Source organism: Streptomyces kronopolitis (assembly GCF_014646275.1).
GTDB lineage: Bacteria > Actinomycetota > Actinomycetes > Streptomycetales > Streptomycetaceae > Streptomyces > Streptomyces kronopolitis.
The window spans coordinates 293688-315061 of record NZ_BMND01000002.1; the positions used below are offsets into that span (position 1 = coordinate 293688).

Here is a 21374-nt window from a genome sequence, read left to right on the forward strand (position 1 = left end):
ACAACGTCGGACGGCCGCCGGGCCGCGTGGGGGTGGGGGAGCGGTGGTGGCGCCGATGGACGATCCGATCACTCGTGACACGACGGTCGACGCCCTGGAGCGCCGGCTGCGGGACGCGATCATCGACGGCCGGCACCCGGTGGGCGCCCTGCTGCCGCCCGAGCGCGAGCTGGCCGCCTCCTACGGGGTCAACCGCACCACCCTCAAGCACGCCTTCGTCCGGCTGATGCAGGCGGGCCTGGTCGAGACCCGGCACGGGGTGGGCACGCGGGTCCGGGACTTCTGGCGGCTGGGGACGGCGGAGCTGCTGCCGTCGCTGGTGCGGCGGGACGCGGCCTGGCTGGGCGAGATCTTCGAGGTGCGCCGCCAAGTGGGCACCCTGATCGGGGGGTTGGCCGCGCGCCGGGCCACCGCCCGGGATGTCGCGGCGCTGCGGCAGCAGGTCGCCGCCGTACGGGCCGGCGGCGTCGGCGACCAGGTGCAGCTCGCCGACGCGGAGTTCCACCGCGCCCTGGCCCGCGCCACCGGCAACCGCGTCTATCTGCTGATGACCAACACCCTGCTCGGCGGCTACCTCCCGGTGCGCCAGGCGCTCGCCGGTCCGTTCCAGGACGCCGCTGCCGCCGCGGACCGCCTCCACCCGGTGGCGGAGGCGGTGGCCGCGGGCGACGAGGACGCCGCCCGCCGGGCCGTCGAGGCCTATATGACGGGTACCGAAGCCCTCATGCGCGCCCCGGACGGGCGGGTGTCCTGACCCGGCGGGGTGACTCAGGAGACGGCGGCCCCGTTGCCGCCGGGCCCGGTGTCCTGGGCCGGGATGCGGGTACCGGCCCACCCCTGCACCGTCGGCTCAGCCAGTGAGTCGACCCACCAGTCGGCCAGCTCCTGCTCCTTCTCGCCGGGCTGGGCGCCCACCCCGAGCACCCGCATGCCGGCGGCCGCCGCGGCCTGCACGCCGCAGTGGGAGTCCTCGACGGCCAGCGTGTCCCCCGGGTCGACCCCGCAGAGCCGGGCGGCGGTGACGTACACGTCGGGGTGCGGCTTGGGCCTGATGGCGGCGTCGGGCACCACGATGTGGCGGAAGCACTCCCGCAGCCCGGCCATGTCCAGGCAGGACTCGACGACCTCCAGCGGGCAGTTGCTGGCCACCGCCAGCGGGGCGAACTGCACGGCGGAGTGCACCAGTTCCGGCGCGCCGGGCATGGTGGTGGGGTTGGCGGCCACGAGCTCGCGGAAGCGGTCGAGCAGGGTGTCCGTCATGGTCTTGGTCAGGTCGGGGCGGTCGGCCGCCTCGGCCATCAGGCGCCCGCATTCGGTGTAGTGCACACCGCGGGCCTGTTCGGAGAATTCGGCCGAGGGGGTGCAGCCGTATTCGCGCAGCACCAGGTCGCGGGCGTCCACCCAGTGGCGTTCGGTGTCCATGAGGGTGCCGTCGCAGTCGAAGACGACGGCGGCGGGTGTCCAGGAGAAAAGGCGATGTGCGGTCATCCGGGTTTCCGTTCCGACAGGCCCGGGGCGGCGAATGACCGGTCGCGTGCGGGGCGAGGCAGCGTCGGATGACGGCCGCCGGGCACCGGGCTGGGGGTTTCCGGCAGAGGTCGGCCACCGCGAAAGGGGGCCTGGTGGGCTCTGCATCGGAAAATAACGATCGTTACGTTACGGACGGCAACTCGCCCCGGTCAATAGGCTCCTAATTGTCCATATTGTATGTTTCTATTGATAACTGAGGGTTCCGTAGGCCGTCCGTGTACCGCCCTGGGTGACCCGGAAGACGCAGAGGGAGTCGTACTGCGTGCACAGCACCCGGGCGGGCGGGGCGAGTTCGGTGAACCGGACAGCCTTCATCCGGCCGGCGCGCGGGCGGCGCAGGGTGCCGCCGCTGCCGTACGAGGCGGCCTGCCGCGCGGCCTCCAGAAGCGCCATCCCCGGCACATGGTCGGTCGGGTGGTCGAAGAGGAACGGGTGCAGCGGGTCGGCGGGCGCGAGGAGCAGCCCGTCCCCGGCGACGGCGAGCACCGCGTCCTGCGGGTGGTTCACGGCCAGCGCCGCGGCCGGCGGCCGGTGGGCCCCGTCCGGGGACGGGACGGCCACCGCGACCCGGGCGGCCCGGCCGCGCAACGCCCGGTACTGCGCCTCGCTCAGGAACCGCACACCGCCGCCGCCCTGCCCGAAGGCCAGCCCGCGGACGGTGAAGACGGCGTCCAGGCGCAGCGCGCACACGCGGTGGTCCGCGGTGCGCCGTACGGCGCTCACCCGCGCGCGGCAGGTGACCTCGGTCGCGCCGGAGTGAGCGGGCGGCGCACTGCCGGCCGCGAGGCGGAAGTAGAGGTCGGTGATGACCGCGTGGCACGCCGCGGGAACGGCGTAGAACCGCAGCGGGATGTACAGGCCCAGCTGGCGCAGCGTCTCCACCATGATCAACGGGCTGTGCCGCTGTGACCCGTCGCGGGGGAACGTCGCATGGGCCCGCGGCCAGGACGCGGCCGCGGCGAAGACGTCGGGTGTACGGGTCCGCCGTACGTCCGTGAGGAGGACCTCCGCCACGGAGGTGCGGTGCACCAGCTCCCGCTCGACGGTGCGGGACCGGCTGAGCGGCTCACTCTTTCCGGCAGTGCCAGCAGTTGAGGAACTCATACGACCAGGGAATATCGAAATTCGAACATCCGCACCTGTTCATTCCGGGTGGCGCAGCGCGATAGATTGCGGGCCGCCGGCACGAGAACGACGTCTGAGGTGTACGTGCAGATCCGCGCGAAGACGACCCGCAGGTTCCTTCTGGAGGCGGCGGCAGCCCTGTTCGACGAGCGGGGCTACGCCGGTACCAGCATCAGCGATATCAGCGCACATTCCGGCCGTACCAGCGGAGCCATCTATTTTCATTTCGCCAGCAAGGAGAAACTCGCGCTGGCCATCGTCGAGGAGCATTTCGCCACCTGGCCGCAATTGATCACCCGCAACCGGAAGCCCGGCCTGCCCGCCCTGGAGCAGCTCGTCGGCCTCAGCTTCGACGTGGCCCGCTCGTTCCGTGACGACATCGTCGTACGCGCCGGGTCCCGCCTCTGGGCCGAGCGCAAGGCCATCGAGACCGAGCTGCCCGCCCCGTTCCTCGGCTGGATCGAGGCGGTCACCCAGCTCCTCGAAGAGGCCGGGGACAGCGGCGAACTCGCCGCCGGGGTGTCGCCCGCCGCGACCGCCCACAGCGTCGTCTGCGCCTTCTTCGGGCTGCACACCGTCTCCGACGCGCTGGAGGGGCGCCGGCACATCGAGGCCCATCTGCACGACATGTGGCTGCTGCTGCTCCGCGCCCTCCAGGCCGAACCGGACCCCGCGGGCCTGCTGGAGCGGGTCCGCCGCCGGACCCCTGCCGGTACGCAGGAACCCGAGCCGGCGTAGGGGGACGGTGCAGTTTATTGCATGACACCGGCAGTTAGTTGCACCATGCTGCGCTTGTGTCTATCGTCTCGAAGCGGAGCCTTCGAGAGATGGCCAAAGGGGGACGACCAGTGACCGTCATAGCTTCTGCGGCCCAGCCGGACACGGCTGTTGCCGCCTGCCGAACCGCGACGGGAGACCCGCATGGCGGCTGAGCGCAGCAGTTCTCTCTCCGGCAGCCGCCGAGGACGCATTCCCTTCCTCGCCGACCGCGAGAATCCGGCGGGCGACGCGGTATTGCACACGCTTCTTCCCGCCGCCGCGCACAAAGGCGCAACGGCCGCTCAGGAGGCGCCGTTCGGTATCGGCGCGGCCTGGCAGCTCGGGGAAAGCCTCTACACGCAGGTCCAGGACAATTCCACCGGGCGGCTGGCCGTATTCGCCACGCGCGGCTCGGGACACATAGAACGCGTCACCGGCTACAGCTGGCACATCAACCCCGTCTGGTGCCTGCTCACCGGACCGGCCGCCCCGCGTGACCTGTGGTCCCAACTGCACCACGAACACCTCCTGCGGCACTCGCCCGTGGTGGGCCCCGTCCCGGAGTGCACACAGCACCGCCGCGCCGAGGGCGGTGCGCCCGCCGCGGTCACCGCGGACGACTCTCCGTGCGAGGAGGCGCCCGCGCCGCCCTTCACCCGGGACGACGATCCGCTCGAAGAGCTCTGGGAGGTCTCGTGCCCGAAGGGCTCGGCGCCCCAGCCGCTCAAGGACGGCGCCCAGTTGCTCCTCCGGCGGGTGGCGCACCTGCTGGAGGACTGCCCGGTACCGCCGCCGCACGAGCGTCCGCACGCCCTTCATCGCGACGCCGAGCTGTCCGGCCAACTCCTGTGCGCCTACGACGCGTTGCGGGGCGCCCTGGCGCTGCACTGCCCGCGGCAGAGCGGCTGGCTCGGCTCCTGGGCCTACGGCATCGCCGAGGAGCTGATCTGGCGGGACCGCCTGGGCCCGGGCCGCGGGGAGGCCGAACGGGCCGCCCGGGAGTCGATGGCGGCGGAGTCCGCGCTGCCGCCCTCGTGGCCGCTGCCGGCCCCGCACCTCTGCCCCGGACTGCACCTCGTCCACGACGCGACCGCGGGCGGCTGACCGGCCACTCGATCCGGCCAGGGGCCGCGTCGTTTCGGCCACACCGCACTCCGCCCGGGATGCCGGCCGCCGCTGGGGGCCGGCATCCCTCCCTCCGTACGCAGGTCAGCGGCGCCGCGTACCCTGCACCGGGGGCATCGTGCCGCGTGCGATCCTGTAGTGCACACGCCATGGAGGGACAAGGGTGGACCGTCACGAACTCGCCAAGGGGGCAGGCATGTCCGCCGGTCCGGACGAGGCCGCGCACGCCGCCAAGACCGCCATCGCCCGCCGGCTCCGCCATCTCCGCCAGCACCACCCCGAAGGCCCCGTCACCCTGGCCCGGCTCGCGGAACTCGCCGGGGTCTCGAAGCGCACCCTGGCCGCCGCCGAATCCGCGGACGGCACCAACCTGACCGTGGAGACGCTCGTCAAGGTGGCCCACAGCCTGGGCATCTCCCGCGTCGCCTACTTCCTCGACGAGCAGGTCTTCAACGACGTCAACTCCGAGCTGGAGCTGCTCAGCAAGTTGCGCAGCCATCGCGTGGAGAGCGTGGCACTGCGCCAGACCGGACCCGCCGCGCCCGCCTCCTCGCTGACCGAACTGAGCCATCTCATCACCCGGTTGGTCACCACCGCCGAAGCCGCCCGGGCGACCCTCGAGGACCTTCCGGGGCAGGGCGGCGACGACGCCACCGCGCAGTGATGGTGATGCGCTGGCGGCACCGGCACGTGGACCCGCAGGCGGCGCGGCTGCGCGAGGCGTGCGAGCGACGGGTCGACGAGCTGGAGCTGCCCGCCCGCACCGAGCTGTCCGTCGACGACCTGTGCGCCCACCTCAGCCGGCGCTCCGGACGGCCCATCCAGCTGCTGCCCTGCCCCCTGCCGCTGGGCAGCCCCGACGGCCTCTGGGTCTCCACGGCCGGCGCGGAGTACGTCGTCTACGAGGAGCGGCTCGCCCCCGTGCACCAGCAGCAGGTCATCCTGCACGAGCTGGGCCACCTCATCTGCGACCACGAGGCGAGCCCGGTCCTCACCCCCGAGGCCTCCCGGCTGCTGCTGCCCTCGCTCGACCCCACGCTGATCCGCCGGACCCTGGGCCGCGAACACGCCCGGTCCTGGGCGGAGACCGAAGCCGAGTACGTCGGCTCCCTGATCGGACGACGGATCGGCAGCTGGACCACCGGCCGGCCCCGGCCCGTCCCACCCGCCATGCAGGAGCTGGTCGCCCGGCTCGGTGCGCTGGACAATCCCGCCTTCCGAGGAAGTCATGAATAGCGTTCTCTACCCCTTGTGCGCCGTCGTCGCCGGCCTGGCGCTGCTGTACAAACTGCGCGTGCTGCGCACCGACCGGTCCGTGACGCAGCTCGCGCTGCTCGGCAACTTCTTCTTCCTGTTCGTCACCTACACCGTCTCCACCCCCGCGGTCTGGGCGGCCCTCAGCAGCGCCGTCGGCATCGTCAACTTCTCCGGGCTGCTGTCGCAGAGCTGCGTCGTCCTGCTGACGGCCTGCCAGCAGGTCGTGCTGCTCCACCTCACCCATGAAGCCCCCCTCGCCTGGCGCAAGGCGCGGCCCCGGCTGATCGGGCTCGGGCTCGTCCTCGCCGCCATGGTCGCGCTGTTCGCCGCGGCCACCAGCCGCGGTGAGAAGCCCGACGACTTCGCCCTCGACAGCGCCCAGTACTACCCCGCCTACCTCACCCTCTATCTGCTCGCCTACGCCGCGAACCAGATCGACGTGGGCGTCCTCGGCTGGCGCTACGCCCGGATCGCACCGCACCCCTGGATGCGCCGCGGGCTGTACCTCATCGCCGCCACCCTGCCGTTCGCCCTCGTCTACACCGGCTGCCGGGCCGCCGACATCGTCGCTGCCCAGTTCGGCGTCGGCGGGCAGGCCTGGGAGCCCGTGGCGCAGGTCGCCGTCACCATCGCCACCCTCAGCAAGACCCTGGGCTGGATCCTGCCCGACTGGGGCCGCCATCTCAGCGCGCTGTGGGGGCGGTTCACCGACTACCGCGCCTTCCGGGAGCTCGGCCCGCTGCACCGCGAGGTCACCTCCCAGATCCCCGAACCGGTGCTGCACCTCGAACCCGACACGGATCTGCGCACCCGCCTCTACCGCAGGCTCGTGGAGATCCGCGACGCCCAGTGGGCACTGCGGGTGTGGACCCCGGCCGCGGTGGCCGGCGCCGCCGAGGAGCGCGCCCTCGCGGCCGGTCTGGCCGGCACCGACCTGGCGGCCACCGTCGAGGCGGCACAGCTCAGGGCCGCCCTGGAGGCGCGCGCCGCCCAGCGCCGGCCCGCCGTCCACCCGCAGACCCCCCGGATGGCGGAGCCCCAGGACCTCGCCGCCGAACTCGCCTTCCAGCGCAAGCTGGCGCGCGCCTTCACCACGTCCCCGATCGCCCGGGCCGCGGCCGCGCACCCCGCGGCCGTCCCGGCACCCCAGGAACGCCCATGACGCAGCCGACCACCGCCCTCAGCCGGCCCTTCGACCACGAGTTCTTCCAGGACCCGTACCCCACCTACGCCCGGCTGCGCGACGCGGGGTCCGTGCACCGGATCGCACTGCCCGACGGGTCCCCCGTCTGGCTCGTCACCCGCGAGCGCGACGTCAGGGCCGGACTCACCGACACCCGGCTGTCGGTGAACAAGGCGCATTCCACGAACGGTTACCGGGGCTTCTCCCTGCCGCCCGCGCTGGACGCCAACCTCCTCAACATCGACCCCGACGACCATCTGCGGCTGCGCCGGCTGGTCTCGAAGGGCTTCACGCCGCGGCACGTCGAGCAACTCCGCACGCGGGTGGCCACGGTGGCCGCGCAGCTCGCCGACCGGCTGGCCGAGGCCGGGGAGGCCGACCTGGTCACGACGTTCGCCAACCCCCTGCCGCTGGCCGTCATCGGCGACCTGCTGGCCGTGCCCGAGGCGGACAGCCGCACGTTCTCCGGCTGGGTCGCCGCGATGTTCGCCCCCGAGTACCCGGGACACACCGCCGAGGCGATCGGACACATCCACCGCTACCTCGTGGACCTCATCGCCGACCGCCGGGCCCGGCCCGCGGACGACCTGCTGTCCTCCCTGATCGCCACCCGCGACGAGGGCACCCGGCTCAGCGAGGACGAACTGGTCTCGCTGGCCTTCCTGATCCTCATGGCGGGCAGCGAGAACACCCAGCACCTGATCAGCGGCGGGCTGCTCGCCCTGCTCCGCCACCCCGACCAGCTGCGCACCCTGCGGGCGCGGCCCGAGCTGATGCCCGAGGCCGTGGAGGAGCTGTTCCGCTTCGCCCACCCCAACCAGATGGCCATCCGGCGCTTCCCCACCGAGCCCGTCGACATCGGCGGCGTACGGATTCCGGCCGGCGACACCGTGCTGCTCGGCCTCGCCGCCGCCCACCGCGACCCGGCCCGCTACCCCGAACCGGACCGCTTCGACCTCCACCGCGCCGACAAGGTGCACCTCGCACTCGGCCACGGCGTCCACTACTGCCTGGGCGCCGCCCTGGCCCGGCTGGAGATCCGCACCGCCCTTTCCACCCTCCTCGACCGCTTCCCGCGGCTGCGGCTCGCCGTCCCCGACGAACAGCTGCAGTGGCGCGCGTCGTTCCGGTCGCACGCCCTCAAGCGGCTGCCTGTCGCGGTCGGGTGAGCGCCCCGGAGGGCCCGCTGAGCGCCCCGGACGGCCCGCGGGGTCAGAGGCGGCGTGCGAAGAGTTCCAGCAGGTTGCGCCAGTGCCGCTCGTCCGCCTCGGCGTCGTACGCGGCGGTGTCGGCCTGGGTGTAGCCGTGGGAGGCGCCCTCGTACCGTTCGCTGCGGTACGTCACGCCCGCCGCGTCCGCGGCCTGCTCCAGGGCCTCGATCCGGTCGGCCGGCATCGACTGGTCCTGGTCGGCGTGGCCGAAGTACAGCTCCGCCGTGACGCGGCCGAGGAGCCGGTGCGGGCTGTCCTCGGCCTCGGTGACCAGGCGGCCGGCGTGGAAGGAGGCCACCGCCCCGAAACGGTCGGGGTGGGCCGCGGCGGTGCGCAGCGCGAGGACGCCACCCATGCAGTAGCCGGCGGTGCCCATCGGCCCGTCGGCGACCAGCGGGGAGGCGTCCAGCCAGTCGAGGTAGGCGCCGACGTCCCGCAGCGCCAGGTCGGGAGTGAGCGACTGGACCAGGCCGAAGAGCGGCTTGAAGATCTCCGGCCGCTGGGCGGGATCGATGAAGTCCGGCAGCTCCACCACGGGGGCGCGCCCGGCCCGGTACAGGACATTGGGCACCAGCACCGTGTAGCCGTGCCCGGCCAGCCGGCGGGCGATGTCCTCCAGTGCGGGGCGCAGCCCGAAGGCGTCCATGTAGAGCAGGACGCCGGGGTGCGCCGCGCCGTCGCCGGGGTGCGCGAGGTAGGCGTCGGCGGTCCCGTCCGGGGTGCGGATGTCCAGGGAGGTTCCTTGCACGTTTGTCATGCTCGCTTTCCTTTCCTCCGGCTGCCGGCCATCAGGCCGCCGGCGAGGGTGCTGTCGGTCACGGTGGTGTCGGTCACGGTGCCACCTGTGACGGTGTGATCCGTCACGGGGCCGGCCGCCACGGGGCTCCGGGCGGCGCGCGGAGGGGGCGGCGGCCCGCCGCCGGTCACCACGCCGGCGGATCGTCCCACAGTAGCGACGGTCCGCAGCACCTCGGCTGCGGACCGTGCCCGCGCCCGCCCGCGCCGAAGGGCATTTCTTGACCAGGGAAAAAGGATGCGATTGCCTTGGGCCGAGGGAAGTTGATCCGGAACGCGTCCGGATCGCGGTCCGCTCCCGGGGCGGTGGGGGAGGACCGCGGCAGCCGTGCGGGACCCAGACCCCCACACCACCGCTCACCCCCCACAAAGGATGCAGCCCGACGATGACGAAGCACACCTCACAGCCCGCCGTGCGCGGGAGCCGCACTCGGATACCGGCCGCCATGGCGGCGGCGACGGCCGCGGCACTCGCGGCGTCGCTGCTCGCCGGCTGCTCGTCCGGCGACCCGGACCCCGCCAAGACCCCCGGGCCGGCGACGCCCCCGCCGCACAAGAGCACGCCCCCCGCGACCAAGGCGCCCTCCCCGCACGCCCCCTCCAGGCCCTCCGGCGCCTTCGCCCCGTACGTCGACACCTCGCTCACGCCCTCCTACGACCTCCTCAAGGGCGCCCGGGAGACCGGCGTGAAGGACTACACCCTGGCGTTTGTCTCCCCGGGCGGCGGCTGCGAGCCCAAGTGGGGCGGACGGCAGGAACTGGCCGACAACCCGGTGGCGGAGCAGGCGGAGCAACTGCGCGCCCAGGGCGGCGAGGTGCGGATCTCCTTCGGCGGCCAGAGCGGCAACGAGCTGGCGCGGTCCTGCGGTTCGGTGGACAAGCTGGTGGACGCCTACCGCAAGGTCATCGACGCCTACCATCTGACCGGGGCCGACTTCGACATCGAGGCCGCCGCCCTGACCGACACCAAGGCCAACGACAGGCGCGCCCGGGCGATCGCCAAGCTCCAGCAGAGCCGGAAGCTGGACGTCTCCTTCACCCTGCCGGTGATGCCCTCGGGCCTGAACCGGAACTCCGTCGCCCTCCTGAGGAGCGCGAAGAAGAACGGCGTCCGGATCTCCACCGTGAACATCATGGCCATGGACTACGGCACCTCCTACACCGGCGACATGGGCAAATACGCCATCGCCGCCGCTACTGCCACCCAGCGGCAGGTCAAGTCCGCGCTGGGCCTGAGCGGTGAGGCCGCGGCGTGGAAGGCGGTCGGCGTCACGCCGATGATCGGGGTGAACGACGTCAAGGGCGAGATCTTCACGCCCGGCGACGCGGCCGAACTCAAGGCCTTCGCCCGGCAGAAGGGGCTCGGCCGGCTGTCGATGTGGTCCGCCACCCGCGACAAGCCGTGCCCGGAGGGCGCCAACATCCAGGCGCAGGCAACGTGTTCCAGCACCGGGAAGAACACCAACGAGTTCATGCGGGCCTTCACGGGCCGCGGCTGACGGCCATCGGCGCCCTGCGTGGCAGGGCCCGCCGCCCGGCCGGAACCCCCGGCCGGGCGAACGACGAGCGGCCGAACGACGGCCCCGATACGTTTCGTTCGCGCCCTTCGGAACTTTTCGCCCCCGCGAGGCATCTCCTCCTTCGTACGGATGGTGCCCGTTGAGAGGAGCTGTTCCGGATGGTGCGTCGCGTGCGTGTGCTGCTGTTGACCGCGTTACTGCTGCTGACCGGTGTGGTGATGTCGTCCGCGCCGGCCTCCGCCGTCATCGGCGGCTCGAAGAGTACCTACGGCCCGTGGGCGGTGCGCATGCTCATCGACGGCAAGCCGACGTGCACCGGCACCGCCGTCACCGACCGGTGGATCATCAGCGCCTCGCACTGCTTCTACGAGCAGGCGCAGCCGGTCGCCGACAAGCGGATCTCGTTCCGGGTCGGCAACCTCGACATGCGGAAGGGCACCACGGTCCGCCCGCTCCCCGGCAAGCGCGCGGGAAGCGCGCACTCCGACATGATGCTCATCAAGGTCCAGCCGATGAACATCCGCACGGCGCCCCTGGCCACGGCCGGCGTGCACCTCGGCCAGGTGGTGCGGCAGTACGGGTGGGGCGCCACCTGCACCGGGGACGAGAACACCTGCCAGTCTCCCGTGCTCAAGCAGTCCGACCTGCGCGTCGTACGGCCGGACGATCCCCGCTGCGCGGGCTTCACCGCCCCGGGCGGCCCGGACTTCTGCATGGAAAAGGTGTCCGGGATTCCCGCCGGCGGCGATTCCGGCGGCCCGGTGATGAGCATCGGCCCGCACGGCACCGAAACCCTCCTCGGCGTCTTCAACGGCTCCGACCGGGAGACGACCGCCCAGGCCGGTGAGGTCTCCCAGCAGCTCGCCTGGATCCGCTCCGTCACCCGCCACTAGGGCGCGTCGGCCAGGCCCCGTCGGCAAGGCCCCATCGGCACCGAGGAGACACCACCCACCATGCCCAAGACCCCAACTTCCTTGCTGCTGCGCCTTCGTGGCCGGGCCATGGCACTCGCCGTGGCCGGTACGGCCCTCGCCCTCGCCGTCCCCCTCCCGGCGACGGCAACGGCCAAGGCCGGTTCGATGCCCCGAGCCGCCGCGGCCGACCCGGTCTCCGTCCTGGCGTACACGGCCAAGGAACGCCGGGAATCACTCGCCTACTGGACGCCCGCCCGTATCAAGGCCGTCGGGAAGTCCGTCGACCTCGGGCCGACCGGGCCGAGGGCCAAGCCGTGGCAGGGCACCGCGTTGAAGACGATCGGGCGGCTCTTCTTCGTCAACGCGAACGGCGCCGACACCTGGTGCACGGCGACGGCGGTGAAGAGCGCCAACCGCTCCGCCGTGATGACCGCCGCACACTGTGTCCGCCGGGGTTCCTCTCCCGGCAACACCCACATCCTGATGGTGTTCGCCCCCGGCTACAGCAAGGGCAAGCTGCCCTACGGCGCGTTCGCGGTCCGCACCGCGATGACCCCGCGCGCCTGGGAGAACGACTCCACCGACGACCTGGCCACGCTGGTGGTCGACACCGACGGGAGCGGCCGCAAGCTCACCGATGTCGTGGGCGGCCAGGACATCGCCTTCAACCGCCCCGTCGGCGGCACCATTTCCTCCTTCGGCTACTCCGCCACCCGCCCGCAGCTCGGCGAGGAACTCCTGCGCTGCGTCGGTACGGCGAAGAAGCAGAGCGCCCAGCAGGCCATCCCCTGCGACATGAGCGGCGGCTCCAGCGGCGGCCCGTGGCTGGCCGACTTCCACACCCCCACCGGCAAGGGCACCCTGGTCTCGGTCAACAGCTCACTGGACTCGCTGACACCGACCCAGATGCAGGGAGAAGTACTGGGAACCACCGCCGAGAAGGTGTACGACCGGGCCCAGCACGGCTGATGCGGGGTGTGGGTGCTCCGCCGCGTGGCATCTGGAGGTACCCCTAGAGGTGCCAGCTGACCGTTCCGCCGGACGAGGTCAGGACGAAGAGCAGGACGAGGTCGAGGACGCCGAAGGCGATGCCCAGCCAGGCGCGCAGGCGGCGGATCGTGCCGCGGGCCAGTGCCAGGATGCCGAACAGGACGGCGCAGGGGCCGAAGAAGACGTTGAAGACCACGGTCCCCACCAGGCCGCAGACGAACGCGGCGACGGCCATCCGGTCGGCCTGCGGGCGGGGCCCGGTCTTCAGCGGAATCCAGGTCGAGGTCATCGCGAGGCTCCCTTCATGCCGCTCTTGCGGCGTTCCCGCCAGAAGAACACCGCGAGCCAGGCCGTGATGGCGATCCCGCCCAGCACCGTGACGGGCACCGGGACATGACCCGCCGTCCCGAGCAACGCACCGAAGAGGAAGAGGGAGACGACCAAAAAGAGCATGCTGTGCCTTTCATGCGAAGGCCGGCCGATACCGCAACCGGCCCGGGCGGGCACCTGCCGCTCCGTTGCGGCGGCTTGCGTGAACCGGGTACCCGGTTCACGCCCACCTATGGGCGCCGGTGTCATACCGTGCGCGTCATCAACGGATCAGGCGTGGCGGTGGCGTCATGGCGACTCCTGGGGGACGGCCGCCCCGGTCGTGGCCCGGTAGTGGGCGAGTTGGGTGATGCCGTTGTAGCCGTAGCTTTCGGGGTGGAGTTCGTAGAGGGCTACGCCGGCGACCGGGGGGAGGATGCCCAGGGTTTCCCGTAGCAGGGCGTAGGCGCCGGTGAGGAAGTGGGCTTTTTCCTCGGCGCTGTTGGTGCCCGCGGTGATGCTCGCTTCCACGTGTGCGCCGGTGGCTTCGTGGACCGGGCGGCCGGCGACGAAGAAGTGGTCGGCGGGGACCGGGTGGACATGGACCGTGGTGCGGGCCGCGGACTTTCCGAGGGCGGAGACGGCCAGGTCCGTGAGGCCCTCGGCGAGAGCGTGGCGGCGGGCGGGGGGCAGGTCAGGGTCGGAGACGGTGACTCGGATGTAGGGCATGGGGCGGTGCCTTTCCGGGAGTGGAGTGAATGCTCATGAGCTTCTCCGGTCAGGGACGATGGGTCCAACGAGGAGCGTCGATGGGGGCATGAGAGGGCCTCATGGGCATCCGTGGGAGGGAGGGTGTGGGAGGGGCTCGGTGTCCTGTCGAGAGTGGCTTCATGTGCTCTCATGGCGGGGCACGAGAGGGAGGGAGCGGGGGCGTGGGGTTGAATCTGACGCAGTTGCGGGCGTTCGTCGGGGTGGTCGACGCGGGGGGTTTTGGAGCGGCGGCGGTGGAATTGGGGGTTAGTCAGTCGGCGGTTTCGCATGCGGTGGCTGCGCTCGAGCGGGCGCTTGGTGATGTGCTGCTGGTGCGTTCAACTCCTGTACGTAGCACGGTGCTTGGGGAGGCGGTGTTGTCCCATGCCCGGGCGGCGCTCGCGGGGGCGGACGCGGTGGTTGACGTCGCGGCGCGGCACCGGGCGACGTCGGGCGGCACGGTGCGGCTCGCCGCCACCCCCACGGTCTGCCAGGGACTGCTGCCCGCACTGCTGCGTGAGTGGTCCGAGCGGCTGCCCGCGCTCCAGGTCAGGGTGTTCGAGGGGAGCGGCGAGGAGACCGAGGCCTGGCTCGCCGGGGCGGCGGCGGACGCCGCCATCGTGGCCGATCCGCCGCCGGACACCGTGCGCGGGGACGGCCGCGGCGGCGCGCTGCTGGTGACCGACCCCTTCCATGCCCTGCTCCCGCAGGACCACCCCTTGGCGGGGGAGGAGAGCGTCCATGTCGCGGACCTCGCGGACGACCCGCTGGTCCTCTCGCCGAACGGCTGCGAGCGGCACATCCGCACCATCCACCGGCTGGCGGGGGAGGAGTACACCCCGGCCCACCGCGTGCGGGACCTCGGCACGCTGCTCAGCATGGTCCAGGCCGGGCTCGGCGTCTCGATCCTGCCCGAGGTCTCCCGTTCGGTCGTCCCTGATGATCTGGTCCTGGTGCCGGTCACCCCGCACCACAGCAGGGAGCTGGTGCTGTGCGGACCGCGGGACCGCCCCTGGCTGCCGGCGGTGCGCGCCCTCGTCGACTCCGTGGCGCGCGAGCACCCGGGCCCGCCGCGCTGACGCCCGGCTCCCCAGGACGGTGCGAGAGGCGGCTCACCTCCCCCAGATCCGCAGGTACGCCGCGCGGTAGCCCGGCGGGTCCCAGGTCGTGGCGCCCTTGCTGTTGGCGGCCGTGGCGATGTGCACGGGGGCGACATAGCCGCTGGCGGGTCGGCCGGAGAAGGCACGGTTGAACTCGTCGAGGATCTGCCAGCCCTGCTGGGCGAAGGGTTCGGGAACGGTGGCGGCCTGGAACTGGCCGCCGTTGATGCGCTGGAAGGCGGACGGGTCGCCGTCGCCGGCGCCGATGTTGAAGGGGGTGCCGCGGCCCTTCCTGCGTGCGGCGCGCAGTGCCGGGGCGGCATCGGCGAAGTACACGTCGTTGATGGCGGCGGAGTGGGTCCAGCCGTCCCGGAAGCGGGAGAGCAGCGAGGAGACCTCCTGGGGGGTGCGGCTGCTGGTGTCCGCGAGCGGGATGTTCTCCTCGGCCAGCAACCGCACGCCGGAGCAGGTGGCCAGCTCCTTCTCGATCAGCTCGGACTTGTGCCTGGCGAACGGGATCGAGTCGTCGGTGAACACCACCACCCCGGCGTGGCCGTGCGAGTGCACGATGATCCAGTCCGCGCTGCTCCGCGCGACGTCCTGGACCCGGGTGGTGACGTTGCTGAAGAGCGCGGGGTTCCGGCTCGGGCCGGGGGCGTCGACGGCGTGCCAGCCGACGAGCGGGATGTGCGCGGCGCCCGCCTTCGCCACCTGCTGCGACGTCAGATGCGGGTCGAAGCCGCCGATGACGATGCCCGAGGGCCGCAGGGCGAGGGCCTGGCTGAAGGCCGCCTGGATGCCCGCGGGGGTGCCCTGGCCGTCGATCACCCTGACCTGCCAGCCGATGGCCCGCGCGGCCTGCTGCACGCCGTCGGCGGCGCCCGCGACACCGGGGTTGTTCATGGTCTGCGCGACATAGACGATCCGCTTGTCGGGCACCGCCCGGGGGCCGGTGGTGGGGCCGTCCCAGGTGGAGCCGGTCGTCATGGCCCGCTCCACGGTCGCCCGGGCCCTGGCCAGGACGGCGGGGCAGCCCGTCCGCACCGGTCCGGGCGCGTACGATCCGGCGCCGGCCGAGGTGCCGCGCTCGCAGCCGGTGAGGACCGCGGCGGCCACGGCCACGGCCAGGACGGCGGCGGCGCCGAGGGCGGTGGCGCGGTGCGCGGACACGGGCGCTCCTTGCGGAGGGGAGGCACGGGTGGCGGTCACGGGGTGGCCTGCGGCGCGTCGTGGCGGGGCCGGACGGGTTCCGCGCGGCCCCGGCGCAGCTGACGGCGCGCGGCGTACCCGGCCATGCCGACGGCGAGCAGCAGCGTGGCGCCGTTGAACAGCGGGGTGACCCAGAACTGGGCGCCGAGCTGACCGATGCCGGCCAGGCCGACGGCGAGGATCACGACGGCGACCAGGGTGCCCAGGGCGTTGGCGCGGCCGGGTCTGATCGCGGTGGAGCCGAGCAGCGCGCCGACGAAGGCGGGCAGCAGGTAGTCCAGTCCGACGCTCGGGTTGCCGATCCGCTGCTGCGCGGCCAGCAGGACTCCGGCGACGCCCACGACCAGGCCCGATCCGGTGAACGCGTAGATGACATAGCGCCGGACGGGGATGCCCACGAGTTCGGCGGCGCGGGGGTTGGAGCCGATGACGTACAGGTACCGGCCGAGGGGCAGCCGCTCCAGGAGGAGCCACAGGACGGCGGTGAGGGCCAGGACGTAGAACGCGGAGACCGGCAGGCCGAGGAACCGGGAGTCGTAGAGGTCGGTGAAGCCGGCCGGCAGGCCCTGCGGGCCGGGGACGATCCGGGACCCGTTGGTGAGCCAGCCGGTGACGGCGTAGAGGATGCTGCCGGTGCCGAGGGTGGCGATGAAGGAGTCGATCCGCGCGAATTCGACGACGACCCCGTTGAAGACGCCGACGACCGCCCCGCCGAGCACCACCACGAGGCAGGCGAGCGGCCAGGGCCACCCTTCCTCCGCGATCAGCCGCATCGTCATGACGTGCGCGAGGCCCAGTCCGTAGCCGATGGACAGGTCGAACTTCGCGGTGACGATGGGGATCATCGCGCCGAGCGCGAGGACGGCGGGGATCGACTCGTTGGACAGCACCTCGGAGATGTTGTCCAGGGTGGGAAAGGTGTCCGGCAGCGCCAGCGAGAAGGCGAGGAACAGCAGCACGGTGAGGGCCAGCAGGCCGTAGGCGCCGAGGAGGTGACCCCACCGGCGGCCCAGCGGGGGACGGGGCGAGCGCGTCATTGTCTCCTCGTCCCGGTGAGCGCGGTCATGGCCGAGGAGGCGCGGGCGAGTGCGGCGGCGGTCAGCGCCTCGCCGCTCAGCTGCACGGTCACGTCCCCGCGGACGAAGACCAGGGCCCGGTGGCACACCTGGGCGACCTCCTCGAAGTCGGTGGACAGCAGCAGGACCGCGAGGCCGTCGGCCAGCGCCTCCTGGAGCAGGCGGTAGAGCGCGGCCTTGGCGCCGACATCGACCCCGGCGGTCGGCTCCTCCAGGATCAGCAGCCGCCGCTCGCGCCCGAGCCACCGGCCGATCATGACCTTCTGCTGGTTCCCTCCGGAGAGGGTGGCGATCGGCGCCTCGGTGTCCCCGGGCGACACCGAGAACCGCTCGATCAGGGCGGCCGCCGCGGCGCGCTCGCGGCGGGGGCGGATCCAGTGGACGGCCGGGCCGCCGCCCGCCCGGGGGTTGGCCAGGAAGTTCTCCCGCACCGTCAGTTCGGCGGCGCAGCCCTCCTCCTGGCGGTTGCTGGTCACCAGGCCGACGCCGGCGGCGACCGCGGCGGCGACCGTGTCGGGCGCGTAGGGCCGCCCGTCGAGCAGGGCCCGCCCGCCGAGGAGGCGGCCGGCGCCGGCGAGGGCACGGCCCAGTTCCCTGTGCCCGGCGCCGGTGAGGCCCACCATGCCGAGGATTTCCCCCGCGCGCAGTTCCAGGCTGACCGGTGCGGTGTTCGCGGTCCCCACCCCGTCGAGGCGCAGGACGGCCGGGCCCGCGGCGGGTGCGATCCGGTGGCCGCCCGGGGGACGGCCGACGATGTCGTGCACGAGGCGGGCCGGGTCGTAGCCGCGCAGCGGGCCCTCGCTGATCAGACGGCCGTCGCGCAGCACGGCGAAGTCGTCGGCGACCCGGTACACCTCGTCGATGCGGTGGGTGACGTGCACGAGGGCGTGGCCCTGGTCGCGCAGGGTGCGCAGCACGTCGAAGAGCCGGGCGCAGTCCGCCGCCGGGAGGCTGGCGGTCGGCTCGTCGAGGACGAGGAGCGCGGCCCGGCTGGACAGCGCGCGGGCGAGGGCCACCAGGGAGCGTTCGGCGCGCGGCAGGTCGGCCAGCGGCGTGTCCGGGTCCAGATGCGCGGCGACGATGCCCAGCGCGGCGGTGGCCTGCCGGCGGGTGCGGCGCCATGACACCAGGCCGGCGCGGCGCGGGTATCCGGCGCCCAGGGCGATGTTCTCGGCGACCGTCATCCACTCGACCAGCCCCAGGTCCTGATGGATGAACGACATGGCGCGGGAGGCCGCTTCGGTGCCGAGCGGGTGCCCGGCGACCGTCACCGTGCCCGCGTCGGCGTGATGGACGCCCGCGAGCACCTTGATGAGGGTGGATTTCCCCGCGCCGTTGGGCCCGAGCAGGGCCAGGACGCGGCCGGGCCGGATGTCGAGGTCGACGGCGTCCAGGGCGAGCGTGCCGCCGAACCGCTTGCCGACGCCGCGGATGCGGACGAGCGGCTCGGGGCCGGGGCGCGGGGGAGGGCTGCGGTCGGGAGCGTCGTGCACGGACTTCTCCGGGGGTCGGCCTCGTGGTTCTTCCTGGGGCCCGACGGGCCGGGCCGCACTGCACCCTTCATGACGCTCTGTGGGATTCCGTCATGGTACGGCCCGTTGTGGCGTGGGCGCCGCAGCCGCCGTCAGAGGGCCGGGATGTCGTCGAAAAACCGCTCGGCGGCGCCCTTTCCGCCGGGGGCCTCCAGCGCGCACTCGGCCCAGATGACCTTGCCGCCGGGGGTGTAGCGGGTGCCCCACGCCTGGGCGAGCTGGGCGACGAGGAACAGCCCGCGGCCGCCCTCGTCGGTGCTGGCCGCATGGCGCAGGTGCGGGGCGGTGCTGCTGGCGTCGGACACCTCGCAGATCAGGTTGCGGTCGTGGAGCAGGCGGACCTGGAGGGGGGCGGTGCCGTAGCGGACGGCGTTGGTGACCAGCTCGCTGAGCAGGAGTTCGGTGATGAAGACGGCCTCCTCCAGCCCCCATGCGGCCAGTTGGCGGGTGACCGCGGCACGGATGCCGGAGACCAGCGACGGGTCGGCGGGCAGGTCCCAGGTGGCGATCCGCCGGCGGTCCAGCGCGCGGGTGCGGGCGACGAGCAGCGCGATGTCGTCGTCGGGATGCGGCGGCACCACCGTGCGGACCACCTCCTCACAGGTGTCCTCGGGGGAGCGGGCCGGGTGGGACAGGGCACGGCGGAGCCGGTCCAGGGACATGTCGACATCGCGGTGGCGGTCGGCGAGCAGCCCGTCGGTGTAGAGCACGAGCTGCGAGCCCTCGGGGAGCGGGAAGGCGGCGGTCTCGAAGGGCAGGCCGCCCAGGCCCAGCGGCGGGCCGGCGGGCAGGTCGGGGATGCTGACGGTGCCGTCGGGGTGGACGAGCGCGGGCGGCGGGTGGCCGGAGCGGGCCGTCACGCACATCTGCGAGGTGGGGTCGTAGATGGCGTACAGGCAGCTGGCGCCGATGATGCCGGGGCTGTCGGCGGCGGGGTCCTCGGTGCCCTCGTCCCGGTCGAGGCGCGCCACGAGCTTGTCGAGCTGGGTGAGGACCTCGTCCGGGGGCAGGTCGAGTTCGGCGAAGTTGCGCGCGGCGGTGCGCAGCCGGCCCATGGTGGCGGCGGCGTGCAGTCCGTGGCCGACGACGTCGCCGACGACGAGGGCGACGCGGGTGCCCGAGAGGGGGATCACGTCGAACCAGTCGCCGCCGACCCCGGAGGCGGCCGGCAGGTAGCGGTGGGCGACCTCGACGGCGCTCTGCTCGGGGAAGCGCTGCGGCAGCAGGCTGTGCTGCAGGGCGAGGACCATGGTGTGTTCGCGGGTGAAACGGCGGGCGTTGTCGATGCAGATGGCGGCGCGGGTGGCGAGCTCCTGGGCCAGCGAACGGTCGTCGTCGCCGAACGGGGCGGGGTCCTGCGCGCGGTAGAAGCTGGCGATGCCCAGCGCGATGCCGCGGGCGAGGAGCGGGACGGCGATCAGGGAGTGGATGCCGTGGCCGAGGATGTGCCGGGCGTGCGGGGCGTCCTGGGCGATCCAGTCCGTGGCGGCCGTCAGGTCGGCTTCGAGGACGGGCTGACGGTTGGTCAGGCAGCGGATCTGCGGCGTCGTCGGCAGGAGGGCTACCGGTTCACCGGCCGGGTAGAAGGGGTGGTCCGAGTGGATGCCGTGCACGACGGTGCGGTGCAGGCCGGTCCGCAGGTCGGTCGGCTCCTCGCCGCGCAGCACCGCCTCGGGGAGGTCGATGGTGACGTAGTCGGCCAGCCGCGGGACGGCCATCTCGGCGAGTTCCCGGGCGGTGCGGCTCACATCCAGGGCGGTGCCGATCCGGGTGCTGGCCTCGGACAGCAGCTCCAGCCGGCGCCGGGCGGCCACGGCGTACGAACCCACCCCCGGCTCACCGATCAGCACCACCGGGCCGGCCGCGGCGCCGGGAGCCGGTCCGGTGGATCCGGCGGTGCTCGGCGCGCCGGCCGTCGCGACCGGGCGGCCGGGGGCGGCGCCGGCACCGTGTCCGGGCGGCGGCGGGGTGAGGGGGCGGGCCTCCGCCGCCGGGCCACCGGGCGGGGTGCCCACGTCGGTGAGGACGGCGAGGTGCGCGTGCGGCCCGGGCAGCACCGCCTCGATGACGAAGCCCGCCACCCCGGAGGGGCTGGTCACCGGGCGGCTCAGCAGGGTGATCCGGCGGCCGCCGGGGAGCGTGACCTCGACGGCGGCGCGCTGGCCCGAGGCGATCAGATCGGCGGCCCGCTCCTTGAGCATCAACTCGTCCCGCCAGTCCAGCCCGGTCCCGGCCGGCTCGCCGTTGTCCGTCGCCGCACCGGCCGCCGCGCGGCCGCGGGCGTCCAAGTAGGCCTGGAGCAGGGCCCGTTCGCGCAGTGAACTCTGGGTCAGCAGCCGTTGTTCGATGGCGCCGGCCGCCCGGCTGATCACGGTGTTCAGGTCCGCGTCCGCGTCGGCGGGCGGATAGCCGAAGCACAGCACGCCCTCGATGCGCCCGCTGAGCGGGTCCCGGACGGGAATGGCCGCGCAGGCGTTGGCCTGCGAGCGTTCGGCGAAGTGCTCGGCGCCGTAGACGTTGATCAGCTGCCGCTCCGCCAGCGCCAGGCCGATGCCGTTGGTCCCGGCGAACTGCTCGGCGAACACGAAGCCCGGCACGCTCTGGATCGCGGCCAGCCGCCTGACCAGCGAGGCCTCACCGAAGCGGCGTTGCAGCACCGCCCCGTGCCCGTCGGCGAGGCACACATTCATGTTCCGGCCCGCGAACCTGGCCTGGAGCCGGTCCAGCACCGGGCCGGCGGCGCGGACCAGCCGGCCGTCCAGATCGATGTCCTGGCGGTAGGGAAGCTCGCAGCCGTCCGGCGAGAGCCCCAGGGACCGGGAGCGCTGCCAGGAATCGAGGATCGGGCCGCGCACGCCCTCCGGGACCGGACCGCCGTGCAGGAACCGCTCACGGGCGCGTGCGGGGCCGAGGTCGCCTGCCACCAGCCCCATCCCGATCACCTGCCCGATCGATACGTGCTGCCATGGCCGCCCGTACGTGGGGGCGG

At 73.1% G+C, this 21374-nt stretch carries 21 protein-coding genes and 1 pseudogene; 12 read left to right on the forward strand and 10 right to left on the reverse strand.

Annotated elements, in window-relative coordinates; translation table 11 throughout:
* Positions 1 to 55 precede the first annotated feature (55 nt).
* A complete protein-coding gene (locus tag IEY78_RS03140) occupies positions 56 to 754 on the forward strand; it encodes a FadR/GntR family transcriptional regulator (protein ID WP_189095959.1) in 699 nt (232 codons plus the stop codon).
* A gap of 14 nt (positions 755 to 768) precedes the next feature.
* Here the strand turns inward: IEY78_RS03140 and IEY78_RS03145 are convergent, their stop codons facing one another.
* Both IEY78_RS03145 and IEY78_RS03150 read right to left on the reverse strand, forming a co-directional pair.
* Complete coding sequence (locus IEY78_RS03145; protein WP_189095960.1) at positions 769 to 1488, reverse strand: HAD family hydrolase; 720 nt, start codon at positions 1486 to 1488, stop codon at positions 769 to 771.
* Positions 1489 to 1713: 225 nt separating this feature from the next.
* A complete protein-coding gene (locus IEY78_RS03150; protein ID WP_189095961.1) occupies positions 1714 to 2634 on the reverse strand; it encodes a ScbA/BarX family gamma-butyrolactone biosynthesis protein in 921 nt (306 codons plus the stop codon).
* A 99-nt stretch (positions 2635 to 2733) separates the two neighbouring features.
* On the opposite strand from IEY78_RS03150, the gene IEY78_RS03155 reads away from it, so the two are divergent.
* From IEY78_RS03155 to IEY78_RS03180, 6 genes are all read left to right on the forward strand, one after another.
* Positions 2734 to 3393 (forward strand): ScbR family autoregulator-binding transcription factor, encoded by a 660-nt coding sequence (locus tag IEY78_RS03155; protein WP_189095962.1) that lies wholly within the window; start codon positions 2734 to 2736, stop codon positions 3391 to 3393.
* 183 nt (positions 3394 to 3576) lie between these two features.
* Positions 3577 to 4518 carry a hypothetical protein gene (locus IEY78_RS03160; protein ID WP_189095963.1) on the forward strand — a complete coding sequence of 314 codons (942 nt, stop codon included), beginning with the start codon at positions 3577 to 3579 and terminating at the stop codon, positions 4516 to 4518.
* A 184-nt stretch (positions 4519 to 4702) separates the two neighbouring features.
* Positions 4703 to 5203, forward strand: a complete 501-nt coding sequence (locus IEY78_RS03165) for a helix-turn-helix domain-containing protein (RefSeq protein WP_189095964.1) — start codon at positions 4703 to 4705, stop codon at positions 5201 to 5203.
* Positions 5203 to 5775: an ImmA/IrrE family metallo-endopeptidase gene (locus tag IEY78_RS03170; protein WP_189095965.1), complete on the forward strand. Its 573-nt coding sequence runs from the start codon at positions 5203 to 5205 to the stop codon at positions 5773 to 5775. The genes IEY78_RS03165 and IEY78_RS03170 overlap by 1 nt, the downstream gene beginning before the upstream one ends.
* A complete protein-coding gene (locus IEY78_RS03175; protein ID WP_229699671.1) occupies positions 5768 to 6958 on the forward strand; it encodes an MAB_1171c family putative transporter in 1191 nt (396 codons plus the stop codon). Before IEY78_RS03170 ends, IEY78_RS03175 begins: the two co-directional genes overlap by 8 nt.
* Positions 6955 to 8148 (forward strand): cytochrome P450 family protein, encoded by a 1194-nt coding sequence (locus tag IEY78_RS03180; RefSeq protein WP_189095966.1) that lies wholly within the window; start codon positions 6955 to 6957, stop codon positions 8146 to 8148. The genes IEY78_RS03175 and IEY78_RS03180 overlap by 4 nt, the downstream gene beginning before the upstream one ends.
* A 43-nt stretch (positions 8149 to 8191) precedes the next feature.
* Here the strand turns inward: IEY78_RS03180 and IEY78_RS03185 are convergent, their stop codons facing one another.
* Positions 8192 to 8947 (reverse strand): dienelactone hydrolase family protein, encoded by a 756-nt coding sequence (locus IEY78_RS03185; protein ID WP_189095967.1) that lies wholly within the window; start codon positions 8945 to 8947, stop codon positions 8192 to 8194.
* 424 nt (positions 8948 to 9371) lie between these two features.
* Here IEY78_RS03185 and IEY78_RS03190 point away from each other — a divergent pair, with 424 nt between their 5' ends.
* The 3 genes from IEY78_RS03190 to IEY78_RS03200 all read left to right on the forward strand — a co-directional run bounded on the left by IEY78_RS03190 (position 9372) and on the right by IEY78_RS03200 (position 12388).
* Positions 9372 to 10484 carry a chitinase gene (locus tag IEY78_RS03190; RefSeq protein WP_189095968.1) on the forward strand — a complete coding sequence of 371 codons (1113 nt, stop codon included), beginning with the start codon at positions 9372 to 9374 and terminating at the stop codon, positions 10482 to 10484.
* A gap of 179 nt (positions 10485 to 10663) precedes the next feature.
* On the forward strand, positions 10664 to 11398 hold the full coding sequence (locus IEY78_RS03195; RefSeq protein WP_189095969.1) for a S1 family peptidase: 735 nt from the start codon (positions 10664 to 10666) through the stop codon (positions 11396 to 11398).
* 60 nt (positions 11399 to 11458) lie between these two features.
* Entirely contained in the window at positions 11459 to 12388 is a 930-nt protein-coding gene (locus IEY78_RS03200) for a trypsin-like serine peptidase (RefSeq protein ID WP_229699672.1), read from the forward strand.
* A 43-nt stretch (positions 12389 to 12431) separates the two neighbouring features.
* Here the strand turns inward: IEY78_RS03200 and IEY78_RS03205 are convergent, their stop codons facing one another.
* From IEY78_RS03205 to IEY78_RS03215, 3 genes are all read right to left on the reverse strand, one after another.
* Positions 12432 to 12698, reverse strand: a complete 267-nt coding sequence (locus IEY78_RS03205) for a DUF4190 domain-containing protein (RefSeq protein WP_189095970.1) — start codon at positions 12696 to 12698, stop codon at positions 12432 to 12434.
* Positions 12695 to 12862, reverse strand: coding sequence for a hypothetical protein (locus tag IEY78_RS03210; protein ID WP_189095971.1), 168 nt, complete (start codon positions 12860 to 12862; stop codon positions 12695 to 12697). Before IEY78_RS03210 ends, IEY78_RS03205 begins: the two co-directional genes overlap by 4 nt.
* Positions 12863 to 13027: 165 nt before the next feature.
* Positions 13028 to 13447, reverse strand: coding sequence for a tautomerase family protein (locus IEY78_RS03215; protein WP_189095972.1), 420 nt, complete (start codon positions 13445 to 13447; stop codon positions 13028 to 13030).
* 161 nt (positions 13448 to 13608) lie between these two features.
* On the opposite strand from IEY78_RS03215, the pseudogene IEY78_RS34145 reads away from it, so the two are divergent.
* Both IEY78_RS34145 and IEY78_RS03220 read left to right on the forward strand, forming a co-directional pair.
* Positions 13609 to 13824, forward strand: a pseudogene (locus IEY78_RS34145) (helix-turn-helix domain-containing protein); the annotation flags it as partial.
* A gap of 18 nt (positions 13825 to 13842) precedes the next feature.
* Positions 13843 to 14547 (forward strand): LysR family transcriptional regulator substrate-binding protein, encoded by a 705-nt coding sequence (locus tag IEY78_RS03220; protein ID WP_506417101.1) that lies wholly within the window; start codon positions 13843 to 13845, stop codon positions 14545 to 14547.
* A gap of 33 nt (positions 14548 to 14580) precedes the next feature.
* Here IEY78_RS03220 and IEY78_RS03225 read toward each other — a convergent pair whose 3' ends face one another.
* The 4 genes from IEY78_RS03225 to IEY78_RS03240 form a co-directional block, all read right to left on the reverse strand.
* The gene (locus IEY78_RS03225; RefSeq protein WP_373294050.1) at positions 14581 to 15738 is read right to left on the reverse strand and encodes a substrate-binding domain-containing protein; all 1158 of its coding nucleotides are present in this window, start codon (positions 15736 to 15738) and stop codon (positions 14581 to 14583) included.
* A 35-nt stretch (positions 15739 to 15773) separates the two neighbouring features.
* Entirely contained in the window at positions 15774 to 16814 is a 1041-nt protein-coding gene (locus tag IEY78_RS03230; RefSeq protein ID WP_189095974.1) for an ABC transporter permease, read from the reverse strand.
* On the reverse strand, positions 16811 to 18346 hold the full coding sequence (locus IEY78_RS03235; RefSeq protein ID WP_189095975.1) for a sugar ABC transporter ATP-binding protein: 1536 nt from the start codon (positions 18344 to 18346) through the stop codon (positions 16811 to 16813). The genes IEY78_RS03230 and IEY78_RS03235 overlap by 4 nt, the downstream gene beginning before the upstream one ends.
* A gap of 131 nt (positions 18347 to 18477) precedes the next feature.
* Positions 18478 to 21318, reverse strand: a complete 2841-nt coding sequence (locus IEY78_RS03240; RefSeq protein WP_189095976.1) for a SpoIIE family protein phosphatase — start codon at positions 21316 to 21318, stop codon at positions 18478 to 18480.
* Between the last annotated feature and the right edge of the window lie 56 nt (positions 21319 to 21374).